This is a genomic window from Bacteroides sp. D22 (genome assembly GCF_000163675.1).
Classification (GTDB): domain Bacteria; phylum Bacteroidota; class Bacteroidia; order Bacteroidales; family Bacteroidaceae; genus Bacteroides; species Bacteroides xylanisolvens.
Window position 1 is genome coordinate 35,772 of sequence record NZ_GG774817.1, and the last position, 18,983, is coordinate 54,754.

At 38.1% G+C, this 18,983-nt stretch carries 8 protein-coding genes; all 8 read right to left on the minus strand.

What is annotated here, in order from left to right; all coding sequences use genetic code 11:
* Window positions 1-25: 25 nt before the first annotated feature.
* Window positions 26-2,026: a heparin-sulfate lyase HepC gene (gene hepC, locus HMPREF0106_RS05750; RefSeq protein ID WP_009040737.1), complete on the minus strand. Its 2,001-nt coding sequence runs from the start codon at window positions 2,024-2,026 to the stop codon at window positions 26-28.
* A gap of 59 nt (window positions 2,027-2,085) precedes the next feature.
* Window positions 2,086-3,390 (minus strand): DUF4995 domain-containing protein, encoded by a 1,305-nt coding sequence (locus HMPREF0106_RS05745; protein ID WP_004302188.1) that lies wholly within the window; start codon window positions 3,388-3,390, stop codon window positions 2,086-2,088.
* Window positions 3,391-3,570: 180 nt separating this feature from the next.
* Window positions 3,571-5,244, minus strand: coding sequence for a RagB/SusD family nutrient uptake outer membrane protein (locus tag HMPREF0106_RS05740; RefSeq protein WP_004312475.1), 1,674 nt, complete (start codon window positions 5,242-5,244; stop codon window positions 3,571-3,573).
* Window positions 5,245-5,260: 16 nt separating this feature from the next.
* Window positions 5,261-8,434, minus strand: a complete 3,174-nt coding sequence (locus HMPREF0106_RS05735; RefSeq protein ID WP_232286791.1) for a SusC/RagA family TonB-linked outer membrane protein — start codon at window positions 8,432-8,434, stop codon at window positions 5,261-5,263.
* Window positions 8,434-10,707, minus strand: coding sequence for a surface glycan-binding family protein (locus HMPREF0106_RS05730; protein WP_022199930.1), 2,274 nt, complete (start codon window positions 10,705-10,707; stop codon window positions 8,434-8,436). Before HMPREF0106_RS05730 ends, HMPREF0106_RS05735 begins: the two co-directional genes overlap by 1 nt.
* Window positions 10,708-10,719: 12 nt before the next feature.
* A complete protein-coding gene (gene hepC, locus HMPREF0106_RS05725; RefSeq protein WP_009040740.1) occupies window positions 10,720-12,906 on the minus strand; it encodes a heparin-sulfate lyase HepC in 2,187 nt (728 codons plus the stop codon).
* A gap of 609 nt (window positions 12,907-13,515) precedes the next feature.
* Window positions 13,516-14,637, minus strand: coding sequence for an ATP-binding protein (locus HMPREF0106_RS05720; RefSeq protein WP_004316595.1), 1,122 nt, complete (start codon window positions 14,635-14,637; stop codon window positions 13,516-13,518).
* Between the two features lie 124 nt (window positions 14,638-14,761).
* A complete protein-coding gene (locus HMPREF0106_RS05715; RefSeq protein ID WP_009040741.1) occupies window positions 14,762-18,823 on the minus strand; it encodes a two-component regulator propeller domain-containing protein in 4,062 nt (1,353 codons plus the stop codon).
* Window positions 18,824-18,983: the final 160 nt, after the last annotated feature.

An 18,983-nucleotide genomic window follows, 5' to 3' on the forward strand; every position in this document is an offset into this window, starting at 1 on the left:
TCGCGCGACTTTTTAGTCAGCTTTATTATAGTTTGTATTTTAATGACTGTTTCTTTCCGTTTACTTTCACTTCTACTTCCAGTCCGTTTTCATCGAACGCTTTGTTCTTGAACTTAGCTGCAAATTTAGGGGCATCTGCGCTTTTCTTAACTGGATAGATAACTGTGATGTAACGAACAGCTTCTTCGCCGTCTTTCTTCACGTTGAAAGATACATTCATACGTTTGTAACGTTTGCGATAAGCAGTTGAGCACCAACCCGGTTCTTTCTTCATCGACATACCGTCGGGACCGAAACATTGCAGTTTCATGTTGCTTCCGTCTTCAAATTGTGTCAGGAATGTCATGTCTTCGCGGCTGTTGGCAATTTCTCCTTTTGGCATTTGATAATGAAGATTGATGGAACCTTTGGCGCTACCGATCATTTCGTCTACAATGACAAAGTAAGTGTTGTCAACGAAGAAAACGGAACGACGGTGTTTCAAGTTTTTGTAACTAGGATTTTCGGTCACTAAAGTTTGGATAGCACCTTCCGGTTGCCACAATTTAGTCACAGATTCTGTCGTATCCAAGTTCTTGTTGTTCAGCGTTACTGTGTTGTGAACACAAGTCTGACGGTGCCAGTTGCGTTGTTCCATCACTTCGCCTTCACCGGCATATACATACGAACCAGAATCCGGGAACAAATTCTTGCCGTTAAACCAAAGTTCAAACGTTCCGTTATCCGGCTGACAATGCCAGAATGCTTTCGGACCAGCTTTTACTACCATTTGCGTAGCATCCATTCCCCATGAGTTACGGAATACAAAGAAACCTGATTTCAAGAATCCTTTAGACATATAATCCGGCAATGCACCTTCTTTACCTTCAGTTGCGAAGTATTTGATAGCCTGGTTTTTGGGGAATAGTTTACTCCATGCTTTGTAGTTTTTCACCATTTCTTTCTTTGTTGTCAACTTAGCATCGCTGAAACATGGATTGGTATAATCAGGGAAAGAAATGTTTGCGTAGAACATAATCATGCTTTCAATGGTATCCAAATAATCTTGAGGGAATTCCTTACGGAATCCGTTGGCATCTGCGATACCTAAAGCTTTACAGAAAATGTTAATAGCTGCCAGATGATAATGTGGGTCGAGTTCGAACTGTCCGCCGTCTTCGTATACCTGTACATGAATTTCACGGTTCAGAATATCGATACCGCTTTTTCTCCATGCCGGAGCATCTTTGAATTCAGGGAAGAAAGCACCGGCGTAGATCATACGTTGAGCTTCAAACAGCAAGTGGTTACCTTGATCGGAATAATTAGCAAGGATATGTATAGCATGTTTGTGATAGTTCACCAGGAATTCTGTCAGGAAGTCCGGAGTGAAAGAAGGGGAGGGAAGGAATAACTGGAACTGTGAAGTCTGGTCTTGCAGACGATTACTAACTTCCAGCGGGCGCCATGCAAAACGTACGTTTTCTACTTCGCCTTTGATTTTTCCATCACTAACCAGCTCATATTCTTTCTTGTCCATCTTCACCAACGGATTCTTTTTAATCCAGTCGATATACTGATGTGCCCATTCTTTAGCATATTTCTCGTCACCGGATATGCGATAAGCCTTTCCCATCGGAGTGAACCATTTGTGACGGTGCAACTGCCAGCGGAGCTCATTGTCTTTCACCGGCCAGTATTGCCAGTTGATGTCTTCTCCGTAGTTGTAAGAAGGCTGATAACCTTTATGTACGAAGAATGTATGTTTCAATCCGTCATCGGCCCATTGCTGTTCTTCTTTGCTGATAGTCACTTTGTTCAGATTGATATCCGGAGTTTTTACGTTGGTACGTGCACGGTAATAGTCCAGTAATGCTTTGGCAGCATCCTCATCTTTACCCTCCTGATGCAAAGCTTTTACTTTCTCCAGTCCCGGATAGTCCAGGTTAAGAAGAGAAAAGACTTCGCTTTTCAGTTCTTGGGCGTAACCCTTGCTTACGAAACATGCGATTGCAAGCAAAATGATGTACTTTAAAGTTTTATTCATGATATAATTTACGATTTTACGATTTACTATTTACGATTGAAAAGACTCTTGCTTTTGTATTATTGGATCACTCTCAACTCTCCATTCTCAACTTTCAACTTCTTCAATTCCATGAATCTCTTCAATGCTTCCAGATAATAGTAGTCAGCATAGTTCAGTGGAGTATCGATTTCAGAGCCGTTAGGCAGTGAACCGACAGAATGCATCAGAATGAAGCCCTGATTGTCACCCACTTTTGCAAGATATGCGTCGCTTGACAAACTCTTCAGAATCTTTTCCGCATAATCCAGATATTTCTGTCCGTCGGGAACCATGGTGCTTAGTTCGATCATGGCAGAAGCAGTGACAGAGGCAGCAGATACATCGCGCGGAGTTTCTTTAGTTACAGGAGCATCATAATCCCAGTAAGGAATGGCATCCTCCGTTTTTACGCGGTCCATAATCATATTGGCTATATCCTTTGCAAAGTTCAGGAAAATGCTGTCATTTGTTTCACGGAAGCAAGCGGTATATCCATATATAGCCCATGCTTGTCCGCGTGCCCATGAAGAATCATCGTTCTTTCCTTGGAAAGTTTGTTTGCTTTCCACTGTACCGTCGTTGTTATAGCTTATTACATGCCAGCAGGTATAATCCGGACGGAAGTGATTATGCATGGTGGTCATAGCATGTTTGATAGCAATGTCTTTGTATTTATTGTCACCTGTCGCTTTTGCTACATTAAACAGAAGATCGAGGTTCATCATATTGTCGATAATAACCGGGAAGTTCCATGTTCCGAAATCCCATGAACGGATAGCACCGATAGAGTCGTTGAAACGACCGCAGAGGTTATCGGCAGTTTCTCTCATCACAGCAGCGATGGTATCGTTAGGTGAAAGACGTTCTGCATTGCCATAGCTGCAGTTGACCATGAATCCCAAATCATGCGTACCTTTATAATAGCGTACCGGATTCAGAAGATTGGTATATTCGATTGCTTGAGTTTTCAGTGTATCGTTTCCTGTCAGTTCGTATGCATACCATAATGAACCGGGGAAGAAACCACTTGTCCAGTCATAAACGTTGCAGAGACGGCGTTTGCCTAGCTGGTCAGCAGTAGGTTGTGCGCGTAGCGAATCTTTGAATGTTAATGAATCTCTTTCCAACTGACGGCAAAGGAAATCCATGTCATAACCTGTACGGATGGAGCGTGGCAGCATTCCTGTACCACTAACTTCTTCAGCAGAAAGTTGTAATTGGGCGGAAGCTACATCCAGTCCTTTTTTTATCCAACTGTAGTCTTCCTTTGGAGCTGTCTGGCACGACGCGAGTGCAATACTAACCGAAGCAAAGAGAACAAGTTTCATTTTCATGTTATTCATTTTAAGTGATTGTTTTTAGAAGTTTTGTAACTGATGCAAAAGTAACCGAAAGGCAAAACTTTCCGTTGCAGGATTGTCCAAAAGGAGTTCGAACTCTGCTTTTCAAGTTTTGATTTTGTTGAAAAAGGTTTTAATTTTCTCCAATATGCCCTAATTAAGGCATATTGGAGAGAATGAGGACTATTCCCAATTCGGATTTTGATTAAATTTAATCATCAAGTCCATGTCTCTTTGTGGAATGGGAAATAGTTCATGCTTACCTTTTACAGTATGTCTGTAAACAACATAATTAAATTCAGTTTCCGCAGTCCACCAGTTAAGCAAATCATTGTATGTTTTTTGAATAGTTTCATAATATATTCCCCAGCGGATTAAATCCATGCGGCGGTGTCCTTCAAAAGCCAGCTCATAAGCTCTTTCTTGATAGACTGCTTTACGAAAATCTTCTTCATTTAAATCTTTTAAATCACAAATACTCGTCTTACTAGGATTACCAAATCCACGACGGCGCACCATATTGATCGCTTCATAAGCTTCATCAGTAGGTCCATGTTTCCATTCATTCAAAGCCTCTGCGTAAAGTAAAAGTACATCTGCATAACGTAGGAAATACCAATTAACATTCGATTTATCGTTATTGATTAATTTACTGGTGGTTACATATTTTTCAATGTCCCATTTAGCAGGTGTATAATTTTGTTTTTCTTTTTGTCCTTTACTGGGGTCTTTGTCTTTTTCTTTAGCAGAATAATCTGTATCATTTTTTCCTTTTGTCCAAAGTACTTTATCATCATCGTATTTATAATTGGCAACGGAAAGATCGCAACGCAAGTCTTGAGGATGTTCACGCCATTCTGTTACGAAAGTATGCACCACTTTCACATTTCCTGCGCAACTTCCACGCTGTCCTGCGATTGATGTGGTTTTAACTCCATTCCATTTTCCAATACGGCCTACAGGATCACTGTTTCCTGAAACGGTAGGGGAGTAAAATGATATTTCGATCAAGCTTTCTGTTGGGTCCCAAACCCCGTTACAAGTGTTTTTCCATAATTGTTCGTAATCAGATAGAAGAGCATGTTTGCCGGATTCTATTAAAGTACGGGCGGTTTTAGCGGCTTCTTCCCATTTTGACTCATCATATATAGGATATCCTGCCCATGTGGCGTAAACTTTTGATAATAAGCCTAGAGCAGCTCCCCTGGAAAAACGATAGCTGTTATCGATGCGGTATTGGTCATCTTGTGCATAGGGCAGTATTCTACTAGCGTAAAGCAGGTCATCTTCGATGAATTCATACACTTTTTCCGGTTTTACTTGAACAAATGTTCTTGGATCTTGTTTCGACATTTCTGTATTGGTCATAAGAGCAATATTACCATATCTGCGCACTAATTCAAAGTAAAACATAGCTCTTAAAGCTCTTGCTTCAGCTATATATAAAGTGGCCAATTGCCGGTCGGTATCTGAGTATGTATTTATTTTGCTTGAGATTCTTTCTAGAAAATCATTCGCATTATAAACACCGGCATACAAAGATGACCAGGTAGTTTGTACTTCCGATTGAGTGGTAGGAAATGCATTGGCTGGTATGATACGATAGTTTTCCGTACTATTTCCTTCTGCCTGCTCCATATCTGTTCCTAAATTGAACAATATAGATAAATGATAGCCATATTGTCCATCTTCTATGGTTGAACGATAAACGCCTTGTAATACAATCTCTGCCTCTTTAGCATCTCGCATAAAGTTTTTCTTTTCTACATCGGTGCTGGTTTCTTCGTCTAATGTGCAAGAATTAAAAGGTAATGCACATATTACTGATATTGCTATATAGTATAGAATCTTTTTCATTGTACTTAATTTATTATTAAAATTGAATATCAAGCCCAAAAGTAAATACTTTACTCTTTGGATATGCACCCCAATCTAGTCCAGGAGTCATCGGATTGCTCCCTGCTGTACTTACTTCCGGATCATAACCACTATATCCTGTAACACAGAATAAGTTTTGTCCTGTAGCATAAACACGAAGTCTGGATACATAGAATTTACTTGTCCATTTTTTAGGTAAAGTATAACCTAATGTTATATTTTTCAAACGAAGGAATGAACCGTCTTCTACAAAACGTGAATAGACATCATTGGTAATGTATCCATTATATAAAGGTACTTTATTGGATGCATTGGTCGGACTCCAGCGATCCGCTACTTCAGCCAGCATATTTCTACGTCCGCTTCTTGATTGAGTTGAATATAGACGGGTTGCATTATAAACGTCATTGCCGTAATTGAATTGTAGCATGAAACTGAAGTCAATCCCTTTATAATTTAGTGTATTGGTGATACCTCCATACCATTTGGGGATTGCAGAACCGATGACAGTACGGTCTTTGGTTGTAATTTTACCATCTCCGTCTTGATCTTTATATTTTACTACACCCGGTCTTAAAGGCTCTTTTGTACTATAGCGCGGGTCATTAACGACTCCGTCTTTTAAATACAATGTAGGATCGCCTGGTTTTGTGTAAAAATCAGAACTTTGGTAGATCCCATCAAACTCATATCCATAGATCAATCCTAAAGATTCACCGACTTTGGCTATGTAATCATATGCGGTGAAGTTGCTGTCGAATCCGGAACGTGCATACATCGCATCTACACCGGAAGCAAGTGACTTTAATGTATTTTTGATAAATGATATATTAAAGTTCGTATTCCAAGTAAAATCTCTTGTTTGTATGTTAATACTGTTCACATTTAATTCAAATCCTTTATTTTGGATCTTACCAATGTTCTGCATTTGTGAGTTAAAACCTGTAATGTGTGCAAGTGACTGAGCTAGCAAGAGGTCTTTTGTGTTTTTGATAAAGAAGTCTGCTGTAATATTTAGGCGACTATCAAAGAACCCAAGATCTACACCTAAGTTCACAGTATTGGAACCTTCCCATTTCAGGTTAGCGTTTTTGAGTTGTTTCGGTGTCAATACCGTTACTGTATTATTACCTACTCCATATTTACTGGCTTCATATAAATCTAATGATAAATAGTTTGAAATACGGTCATTACCGACAGTACCCCAACCGAAGCGAACTTTAAAGTTTGACAACCATTTTATATCTTTCATGAATGCTTCTTCAGAAACACGCCAAGCAGCTGAGAAAGAGGGAAAGTAACCCCATTTATTCTTTTGGGAGAATACAGTAGAACCATCTGCACGTATTGTCGCTGTTAATAAATAGCGATTGTCATAATTATAGTTACCACGGGCGAAGAAGGATAGTAGCATCTTGTCACTATAGCTGGAGCTCACTTTACTAGGAGTAGCTCCGATGCCTAAATTGTCATTGCCCAGATTATCAAATGGGAAATCCATCGCTTCTCCTAATAGATATTCGCTGCTTTTGAATGAAACTTCATGGCCTAACATCACATCATAAGTATGTTTTTTAATTTTTTGTTTCCATGTGATGTTATTATAATTAGTCCAACGTACGTCGCGTCCCATTTGAGTTCGGCCATACGGTTTTTCTCCATTACGATATGCTTCTTTAGAACCAGTTTTGTAAAAAATGTCAGTTCTGCTGTCAGTTGTATTATAAGTACCAGCTGTCTTAAATGTTAATCCTTTAATAATTTGCCAGGTAACAGATGCATTGGCTGACCACATTTCTCCACGTTTATCATTAGTAACGGATTCGGTTTGCATGACAGGATTGACTTGCGCAAGGCTTTCTCCAGTCTCTAGCATTTCAGGGTCAATAGCAGAATTTAATAAATCTTCATCTGTCAGCTTCAGACCACCTGTTGGACGTGCACTTAGAATTTGTGCTAACATATTAAAACGTCCGGAGTCTGCGGAAGTTCCCACGCCTTTACGGTTCGTTTGTGCGTAATTAACTGTTGTATCAAAAGTGATGTTTTTTGTTATCTTTTGATTAAAGCGAATTTTACCTGTCGTTTTATCAAATCCACTATTCTTAAAAATACCATTTTCAATATAACGGGAAAATGAAGCTGTATATTTGGTATTATCACTACCGCCTGAGATGGATAGATTATGGTCTTGTGACCATGTCGGATTGAAAGTCTCTTCTTGCCAGTCTACTCCTTTCATTCCGATATAATCTTCCGCTGATTGATAAAGATAAGGAATTCCATTATCATCATTTCCTGATTTATAGTAGGAATTTGCATATTCGGGTTTTATTTCTCCTTGCAATTTAACGAATTCATAAGGAGAAAGTACATCTAACATTTTTGAAATCTTACGATAACTTGCAGAGCCGTTGTAGTTAATTATAGGGCGTCCTACTTTACCTGACTTGGTGGAAACCATAACCACTCCATTGGCTGCGCGCGCACCGTAGATAGCGGCAGAAGAGGCATCTTTTAAAACTTCTATAGATTCAATATCGGAGTTCGATAAATAATCGATATTATCTACTTGAAAACCATCTACGATATAAAGTGGAGAAGCATCTCCTGTTAAAGTACCTACACCACGGATGTTGATATTAAATCCAGCTCCCGGTGTACCGTCGGTTTGGGTAATTTGTACTCCGGCAATTTGTCCTCCTAAAGCTCCCATAACAGAACTGCTTTTATAGCCTTCAATGTCTTTGGAAGCGACGGATGCAACAGAACCTGTCAAATCACCTCGCTTCATGGAACCATATCCGACAACAACAACTTCGTCTAAAGTTTTATTATCTGGTACCATTTTAACATTCATAGGAGATTGTCCGGTATATTTAATCTCCTGGGTTTTATATCCAATATATGAGAAAGATATTATTGAACCTTTTGAAGTTGTTAACGTAAAGTTTCCGTCGAAGTCAGTAATAGCACCAGTAGATGCACCTTTTACCATAACTGTTGCTCCGATAAGCGGAGTGTCTGTTTCATCTACAACAACACCTTTTACAGTTATGTTCTGGGCTTGTAAGCTGATTGTGAAAATCAGTGCTAAGAGGGTGATATACCCTCTTAGTTTTATTGATTTAGTGATTGTATTATACATAGTTAATGATGTTTTGCTCATTATTTAATAAATTTTTTGTCAAACCATATGATGATAGGTGCTATTTTCTTTCCATTTTTTAATGATTCTCCGGTTTCTGTTGTATCAACGGTGACATTTGTAAGGAAAGTCATTTCTCCAACCATAATTCCATTAGCATATTCTCCATTACTATTTTTCCAGATATTCGGACTGATATGTATAGTCAGGTCATTAGGAACTACATAGGCTAATGCTACGGATAGTCTATCCGATTGATTAGGTAATTTCTTACTATGGCTCATGTCGTATACGCTGCCGTAATATGACATCGGATTCCTAGACCCGGTTGATAGTTTTATATCCATAGCTTTATAATATGTAGTCCATAGTTCATTTAAGAATGAACCGGCAGTTCCGGGTGCTCCTTTTACTAAAGTGCCTTCTGTGGGATAGTAGTTAAATGAACGGCGGTAATCTAATGCGAAATTAGAAGTTGTAGTTATTCCGTTAACTGTAACCAACGGAACTGTTGAATTACCACCATTTTTCGGATCAGCTTGGAAGACAAAAGGATTATAATGGATATGTACTCCATTATTTGCTTTTAAGTCATAATGAATAAATACAAGAGTTGTTTGAGATATCTGGCTATCTTTATCTGTTCCGGCTGTTGCTGTAACATAACAAAATCCTATTGTATTTGCTTTGACTTCATTTTTATCTGCGGGCCATGTAGCTTCTTGATTGAAACTGATTTTTCCTGTATTGCTATCGATTGTTAAGTTGTCACAATTATTTCCGTTCTTGATGCTCCATGCGACCGATACATTCCCTTTAAGCCCTGTTTGTGGACTTGGGAAAGTGAAGCTTTTTAATGTAGCATCCGCATTAGCTTCATTATCTTCTGTAATTCTAAATTGATTAGCATTATTTTCTTCTGGTACATCAATGTTGTTTCCATAACGAATATCAGTGAAGTAATTAGGATTCTCAATGATATTCAGAGTAAATGTTGCATCTGCAGGATTTTCTGCGTTTTTAGAGTTAGTCGCTCTCACGGTAAGAGGATAATTTCCTTGTGGAATAGTATTCCCTTTTTCTACAGAAATTGTTCCGGTTTGGGCGTCAAATTCTATCTGCCCCTTTAATGCATCCGGTTCATTAATCAAGCTGAATTGGATATTATCTCCTTTCAACCCTTCCTTAGGACTAATGGTGAACTTTGAATATTGATATTTATCAATACTTGTTTCATATTCGAATCCTGAAATTGGCTCAATGTATTCTACGACTTGTAGTGTAAATGCATTATTGAAATCTTCTTCTCCAAAATTGTTTTTAACATGTATTGAGATGACATAGTTATTTCCACTTTGCAATCCGTGGTCTTTGTCAACGGAAAGAACTCCGGTAGTTGGATCTATTTTAATTTTATCTGTTGTAGGGGTAATATTTTTTATAGAATATTCTATTCCTTCTAATGAACCTTTAAGTGCAGGCGCATTACTCTGAAATGAGGTCTTTCCACTTTTGTCGTTTTCAGCTTCTAGCATATCTTCGTTAGGAGTGTACTCCAAACCAAAAGGTGCTGACGTGACATTTATTTCTAGTGCATTCTCAAATATTCCTTCATCTTCAGAAGAAGCTCCGGTTGTTAGTTTTAATGAGATGTTATAAATACCGGGAAGAAGTGCTGTGCTACCTTTGATAATACTTATTTTTCCACTTTTAGTGATGTCGAAGTATTTTGAATAGTCACTTTTGGCAATCTCATATTTGGTAATGGTTACATGATCTCCATCTGTCTTGACTTGCGCTGTTGGTAGTTCTACTTCACTTGTTTCATCAATAATATCATTATATTTGACTTGGAGTTTGTTGGGTTCCACTGTAATTCCATCGGGGACGGCCTTCAAAAAGTTTATTTCTACAATATCTTTAAATTCATAATAATTCCCTCCGGATATGCATGATATGGATAATTTATATAGGCCAACTTGCATATCTTTGGTGCTATTTATAGATATGAATCCATCATTCGGGTCGATAGTAAAACAATCTCCGGAATAGGCTTCACCTTTTAAAGTAACTTTGGTTATAGCAAAGTCAGAAGGTGTATTTCCTTTATAAGTTGGGCTACTAATTCTTCCACTCATCGAAGGACCTATATCAGTCATGCCTGAGTAGAATATTGTGAATTTAGTAGAATCGGTAGTTTCTGTATCATCACAAGATGTATAAACTACACCCATTATAACTATCATCAGACTCATTATAAGCCTTGATTTGGTTTTTAATAATGTATGTTTCATTTCTTAGATATATTAATTAAGTGTGTATGACAAATTATATTCTTTATTATCAATAATTACTTTTACTGATGTTCCATTTGCATGGAATGTTCCAGCGACCTCATCATCTGCTATATCTGTAAATGTGGCTGTCATATTGATGTTTGCTGCTTCCGTACCTTCATTAATTGGGTATATTATACTGATGAATCTTGCAGCACCATTTTCTATTTTAGGTTTGCGTATGGTAACTTGATAACCTTTACGTTCGGTTTTTTGTCCTATATCATTAGAAGTATTAGTCGTTTTTACGGATGCGCTATAATTGTTGGCTGTTTCAACAAAGGTTCTAAGCATGATATTATTATTGTCGCTAAAAGCCGTATGTGCACCGTAAATATGGCTGTCTTTTTGTCCTTCGTCTATTACAACATCGCTTGATGCGTTTTCAATAGGACATAAATGAAAATTCACATTGATGTTACTGTTATGGTCTGCTGTGGTATCATATCCTTCATCTACTATAACAAAGAACTTTTGATTAACAAAAAATACAGAACGGCGATGGGTCAAATTCAGATGTTTTTCAGCTGAAACAGTATATGTCGGATTTTCAGTAACCAAGACATCATAGGATGTTGATTCATCCGTCTTTGTTGTTAATTGAAGCAATTTTCCTTTCATACTATCGTCAGGTATTGTTTTACTCATTATGGTTAACGTGTTATGTCTGGCTGTTTCGCGATAGCTCTCTCTATCGCTCCCACTGTATGCGTATGACCCTGCGTCAGGGAAGAAATTACGTCCTCCTTTATATAAACTAAATGTACCGTTATCTGGTTGACAGTGATATTTTTTATTAGTATTGTTGTTTTTTAGTATCATCATCATAGATTGGTCATCCCATTTATTACGCAGAATATAATACCCTCCATTCGTATAAGCTTTTTGTAAATAAGTAGGTGTGGATCCACTTAGTCTTTCTGAAGCCACCCATTGTATTTCTTGATCATCTGGGAACATTTCTGCATACTTTTTGAAATTTTTAATGAGTACACTTTTTCCTAAACGACTGGAACGGGTATCATTAAAGTTTTCTACACTGTAATTGGGATAAGTGATATCCATGACAAAATGAGCTGGTAATTTTAACTTCTCAAGGTATCCTGCCGGAAATCCGCCGGCTTTATTATTTAATTGAGCTATTCTGTAAGTTTCATAAAAATCAGAGATGGCACCAACGTGGTAGCTAATATCAAATTCGTAATGTACTCCATCTGCAAGGAACTGTTTATCTATTTGTTCTCCTAGTTTCTGAGAACCTTCTGATAGCCATTCATTAGCATTCTTGAACTCAGGCATGAGTATGCCTGCCATTGCTACAGCTTGTGCTTGGGTAACCAGAATGTTACCTTCTTTATAATAATTCAAACGAATACATTCTACTTCTTTGGCAAATGCTGTCAAGAAGACAGAGAGCCATTCTGGCGTGAAATTTTTAGATTGAATGAAATAAGTCATGATATCTATTTGTGAGATAACTCTTTCAGCTACCTGTAAACCTTTCCATTGATAATCAACATCATTCTCTTGTCCTCCTTCTTCGGGGAATGTTGTTCCTTCTTCATAAGGAAAAGTCTTAAGCCAATCCGAGTAAACATTGATCCATGATTCTGCATATTTTTCATCACGACTTGTGCGATAGGCTTTTGCTTGTGGGAGCATCCATTGATGGCGATGAATCTGATATTTAAATTCTTGGTCAGTGACTTTACTGGGAATGAACGACCAGTCTATTTTATTATCTTTAGTAAAAGAATAATAGATCTCTTTTCCATCTTCGACTCGCTCTGCAAAACCTCTAACATAAAATCTGTTTTCTAATGCTTGATCAGCTATATTTTGTTCAGATGCAGTAATTGGTGTGTTCATCAGTTGGATATTAGGGTTGATGACACTTGTTCGATTTCTGTAATACTCTAATAATTCATTTACTGCATAGTAGTATTTCCCTGAATTATAAAATTCTTTGGCTTTTTCCAGTCCTGGATAATCAAGATTGATAACTGCAAATAGTTTTTCATCGATCACATCATTAGGCTGATTAGGAGGAAGCATATCTATGTCTATATTGCCTCCGGTCAATATTTCCTCCTCGTTGTCTGAGCATCCAGTAAATGCTAGCAGACCGAACATACAAATAAAGAAGATGTTCTTCATACTTTATTAGGTTTTAATTATTAAAAGTTATATTTTACTGTTTACAAATGTAGTCTGTTTATTTATAAATGCTAATCCGTCTTGTTCACACTTTGTTCAAAAAATGATTTTTTGATATTAATATTGTTGAATCATATATTAATAATGTTTAGAAAAACGGTTTTTAGGCTGATATTAAGCTTTTTATACATCATAATGTAACCTTCATCCTATTCATTTATGAAATGAACTAATTCATTTTGATATGGGAGGGGAACGGTACGGAGACGAACTAAACGCTAGTTGTCAATAATCAATAAGAGATAAGCTGTCTTAATACTGTGTTTAGTTTCCTATCTTCTATAAATAATAATTAGCTCTACATTCTAGTTTGCGTTCCACTTAAGTCGAACGATAGAACCACTTAAGTTGAACTATCGCTCCACTTAAGTGGAACGCAAATTTATTAGGGAACGAAGAAAATAATAGCTCCAAGAAGAAATATTAAAAAGACTATTGCACTAGATTAATCTTTGTAACTATGAATTTAGATCAAAACCTTACTGAAAAAAGAAAAGTACTGTCTTATACATTAGGGTTGTTTGTTATGTACAAACTTTCACCTTGTACCTACAATAGAAATTCTTCTATATTGTCAGGAGTAATCACGGTGAAAGTTGCTTCAGGATAATTGTCTGAAAAAGCTTTGGGGAATTTGGCGGAGCGTTTAGGATTCCATTTAAATTCATAAGTCATTAGTTTACCATCTCCTTCTTCTATTAAATCAATTTCCTGCATAGCTGTTGTGCGCCAAAACCATGTATTATGCCATAAACGGTTATATTGGAGGTATTTGATACGTTCTGAAACGAGGAAGTTTTCGAATAAAGCTCCTATGTCTGAACGAGTTTCCGCCAACGAGAAATTAGCGATTACAGCATTGCGTATTCCATTATCATAGAAATATATTTTTCTGCTGCTTTTTAACTCATTTCTTAGATTTCTGCTGAATGAACTCAGCCGGAAGATTATATATGATTGTTCGAGTAATATCACGTAGCGTTCCACTGTCTTGGGATCGAGATCACACAATTGCCCTAATTCATTATAAGAAACTTCTGAGCCAATTTGAAAGGCCAATGCCTGAAGAAGTTTCATAATCTTATCAGCCTTCTTGATATGCTCCCAGTCCAGGATATCTTTATATAAGTAGCTATCGGAAAGCTGTTTTAGTATTTCGCTTTCTGAACCGGGATGTGTAACGACATCTGGATAATAACCATACACCAGACGATGGGGGATGAGACGCTTCTCATCTAGTAGCCCATGATGGTTGACCATTTCTTTGAAAGAAAGCGGGTACATTTTATATTCCCATTTTCTTCCGGTAAGAGGTTCATTAACTTTGTTAGCTAAGTCAAAAGAGGAACTTCCTGTAGCAATTAATTGGATGTCACTTATCTGATCGGTAATTAATTTCAGACGTAATCCTATATTTTCGATACGTTGTGCTTCATCAATTATAACTATTTTTTTTTGCCCGAATATATATTTCAGGCGGGTTGCCGATATGTTCTCGAATAGGCTACGGGTATCTTGTTCATCTCCGTTCAGCCAGAGAATATCATTGCTGTCTGTAAACATCTGTTTTAGCAAAGTGGTTTTCCCAACTTGGCGAGGTCCCATTATTATAATGGCCTTGCCTTGCCCTAATTTTTCTTGAATCGTTTGTTCTAATATTCTTGCTATCATAATTGACCTCTTTTATTTAAGAACAAATTTCAAGCTTTTTTTCTTCCAATCCAAAAATATTATGATTTTTATGGATTGGATTCCGTAAAAATCATAATATTTTTGGATTTACCTCTCTAGTTGTTTATCCCTTTGCCTTCTTAATATACTCTGTAGGCAAACATCCGAAATACTTTTTGAAACTCGTAGCAAAGTAAGACGGCGTATTAAATCCTACCATTGTGCTGACTTCTGCTATTGTATAACGGCCATCCTTCAGTAGTTTTGCCGCTTCATTGAAACGAATCTTGCGTATAAAGTCGATAGTCGATTCACCTGTGATGGCTTTCAATTTGAGGTGCAGATTAGAACGGCTCATATTCATTTCTCTGGCGAACTCGTCGGTAGAGAATTCAATATTATCCATATTCTTTTCTACGATGGCTACGGCACGTTTCAATAAAGCTTCATCCATGGCGTTGAACGTAATCTTTTCCGGTTCCACTTCCAGAGATTTAGAATACCGTTCAAGCATACGCCTGCGGGTACGCATCATATTCTGTATTTTCGTAGTCAGGATAGCTAGCGAGAACGGTTTCGGGATATAATCATCCGCGCCCATTTGCAGACCTTCCATCTGATCTTTGGTTTCGCTTTTGGCAGACAGGATAATCACAGGAATGTGACAGGTACGGATATTCTGCTTCACATTCTTGCATAGCTTGATACCATCCATCACAGGCATCATGACATCAGTCACAATAATGTCCACTTCATTCTCTTTCAGCTTTTCCAGGGCTTCTTCACCATTTCCGGCTTCCAGTGTATTGAAAAGTTCGGCAAGTCCGCTACTTAGATAATGGCGGATTTCATTATTGTCTTCTACGATAAGAATCGTACCACGTTTCTTGTCACCAGTTTCGATCGTTTCGTTTTCTACTTTTTCCGTATCAATGAAATACATCTCTTTCGAGTTGGTAGAATAAACTTGGTCCTCCTCATTTTTAGCGTCATTAGAAGCTAATTCGGAAGATTTATAGATATTTATATCCTGTGGCAGATAAACAGAGAAAGTACTGCCTTTGCCTTCTTCACTGTCTAACTCAATACGTCCGTGATGCAGTTCCACCAAACGTTGTACCAGTGACAGCCCGATACCACTTCCTACGTGCTCACTCTCTATCTGATAGAAACGTTCGAATATTTTCCCCTGCTTGTTGATAGGAATACCAATACCGGTATCACTAACTTGCAGTACCAGCCAATTGTTTTCCTCTTTCAACGTAACAGTAATGCTTTGCCCGCTTTCTGTATATTTGAAAGCATTTGAAAGCAGGTTATTAACGATCAGTTCCAGATAATTCGGATCGAAAAGTTCCTCTTTTTCTTCCAGTTCGGAGTGGAGAGTATAAGTAATCTTCTTGTGGCGTGCCAGTTTATCGTAGAACAAGAAATTATCCTGTATCAGTTGATGCGCATTCTCTTTCTTTACTTTCAGCTCGAAAACTCCCAATTCGGCACGGCGATAATCCATCAACTGGTTGACAAGATGCAACAGACGATTGGCGTTGCGTTGGATATATTCCAGTTGGTTACGAGTCCAGCGATCACTAATCTTATTGATTATTTCTTGTAAAGGAGCTAAGATGAGAGTTAATGGCGTGCGAAGCTCGTGCGAAATATTGATGAAGAAACGCATCTTCATCTGGTTGATTTCTTCTTGATGCTCCTTGTCCCTGCGTTCAAGTTCCAGTTCCGCTTCCATACTCTTACGCATCCAGAAGAAGCGGAAGACGAAAGTGATAAACCCGATAAAAGTGGCGAGGAAAATCATGATTGCCCACCAGGTCTTGTACCAGATAGGGAGAACTATGATTTCCAACATTGTAGGTACAGTATTCCATTTTCCGTCACTATTGGCAGCTTTTACCAAAAAGTGATAAGTGCCTTGTGGTAGGTTGGAGTAGGAGACAGTACGTTTATCTGTCAGATAATACCACTCTTTGTCATATCCTTCCAGTTTATAAGCGAAAGTGTTATGTTGTCCGGAAATATAATTGGATACTACAAATTCAATCGTGAAAGCAGTTTGCCATGATTTCAGGGTGATACTTTCTGTCTCATTGATATTCTTAGTCAGGATACCGGTTTCATCATCCGGGCGAACTGTCTTGTTAAACAGTTGAAGTTTAGTGATAACTACCGGAGGCGTATAAGGGTTATCCAGCAACAGTTCCGGGCGGAAAGTAGTGATCCCGTTGATACCTCCGAAATACATCTGACCGCTCGAAGTGCGACAGAACGAAGAAGTATTAAACTGATTACTCTGTAATCCGTCGGATTCCGTAAAATTACGGAACCTCTCTGTTTCCGGATTGAAACAGGAAATACCACGATTGGTACTTACCCAAAGACGTCCGAAAGTATCTTCCAGAATACCATATACCACATTATTAGGCAAACCGTTAGCCGTAGTATATCGTTTGATTTTCTTTTCTTTCTCATTAAAACAGTAGAAGCCTTCACGCGTACCTACCCAAATGATACCGTTGGCAGCCTCGTAAATGCAATTGGTAAACGTCTTTGTTACAGATGATTCCGGCAGAATAGGCACCTTTTCTATCTCGATTCCTTCCTGCTGAAAGACAGATATACCTTCCTCACCCCCGACCCAAAGCCGTTTATGGGAATCTCTGAACAGGATTGTGATTCGTTGTGAAGTAAATGGAGTACCGTCCTTTTCCTTATCAATGGTGGTAAAACTCTTTTTTTCCGGGTTAAAACTAACCAGAGCACTTAATGTCCCCAATAAGAGATTCCCTCCTTTGTCAGGAAGAATAGCATATACATTCTCATTCACCAACTGGCTGTTCAGCTGATTGAAACTTTCCATTTTTCCACTGTTTCGATGGAGGACAGTCAGTCCGCCGGCATGTGTCCCTATATATACAAGTGATTTTTGTTCATCTACATATACGGCTTTGATATTGTTGGAACCAATACTGATTTCCCGTTCGTCTTCCTGTAAGATATAGTGCGTAAACTGTTGTGTCTTTGTATTATACAGATTCAAACCACCATCATTCGTTCCTATCCATAAGTTCTTATCCTTATCTTCCGTAATGCAGCTGACTACGTTATCGCTTAGAGAATTCTTATAGGGAATACGCTGGATATTCTTGAATCTGTTGCGGATAGGATGGTAATAGTTCAATCCCCCGAAGTAGGTTCCAAGCCACATACCTCCTTGCGAATCCATAAAGATACTGCGAACCGAACGTTGTGACAAACTGCCGTTTTCTACCGGACTGCTACTGTAGGAAACGAAAGAATCGCTTCCTTCATGATAAATGTTTAGATCATTGAACGTTCCTATCCATAAGCGATTTTGCGAATCCAGTGCCAGGGAGCGGATATAATTGGAACTGATACTTTTAGGATTGGAAGAAGAATGATGATAAGCCTTGACCTCTTTCGTTTTCGGATTGAGCAGAAGCAGACCGGCTCCTTCGGTAGCTACCCATATACGGGTAGGAGATTGCTGCAAAATGGCCTGAATCTGTTTCGTTTCCGTTATCGGAGTAATTTTTTCCAGTTTCTTTTGAGGAATGGAATAGCTGTAAAGCCCGTCAACCGGGGTACCGATATAGATAATATCCCCCTGTCTGTAAAGAGCTGAAGCTATAAGCTTGTGCATAGCGGTACTAAAAGAATCATCAACGAATCGTGATTCTTTAATATCGAACATAGTCAGACCTTCTTGTGTGCTTATAAGCAACTGTTCCGGTGAGATTTCTGCAATACCATTGATTTGTTGCCGTTTGCCTTTTTTCTCGTAGAAGAAATTTCTGAATTTGTCTTTTTCTTCGTCATAATATGACAAACCATCCCGCGTACCGATCCAGACACGTCCCTGACTGTCAGTTTTTACGATTCGTGAAATGTCATTAGCAATACTGTTCGGATCCTCTTCATTATGTTGATAAACTGTAAATGAATACCCGTCATACTTGTTTACTCCATCATAGGTCGCGAACCACATATTACCTCTTTGGTCCTGATCGATAGAAAATACGGTGCTTTGTGACAATCCTTCGTTAATAGAAATATAAGAGAAGTTAATTTGCTCCGGAACTTCAGAAAAAACGCAATTAACCCCTATACATAGAAAGAGTAGACAGATTGTTGTTTTTTTAAGGCTGTTCATTATTAGTTCATAAGATTAATAATGGCATCAAAGATAGCAAAATCTTTTATATGGAGGTATTCAATAGAGAGAAAGTAAATATAGGGAATGAAAAAATACCACCGATTATACAGATTAGCACGGATTTTTATATCGACAATCTTCGAATTACAATTAAATC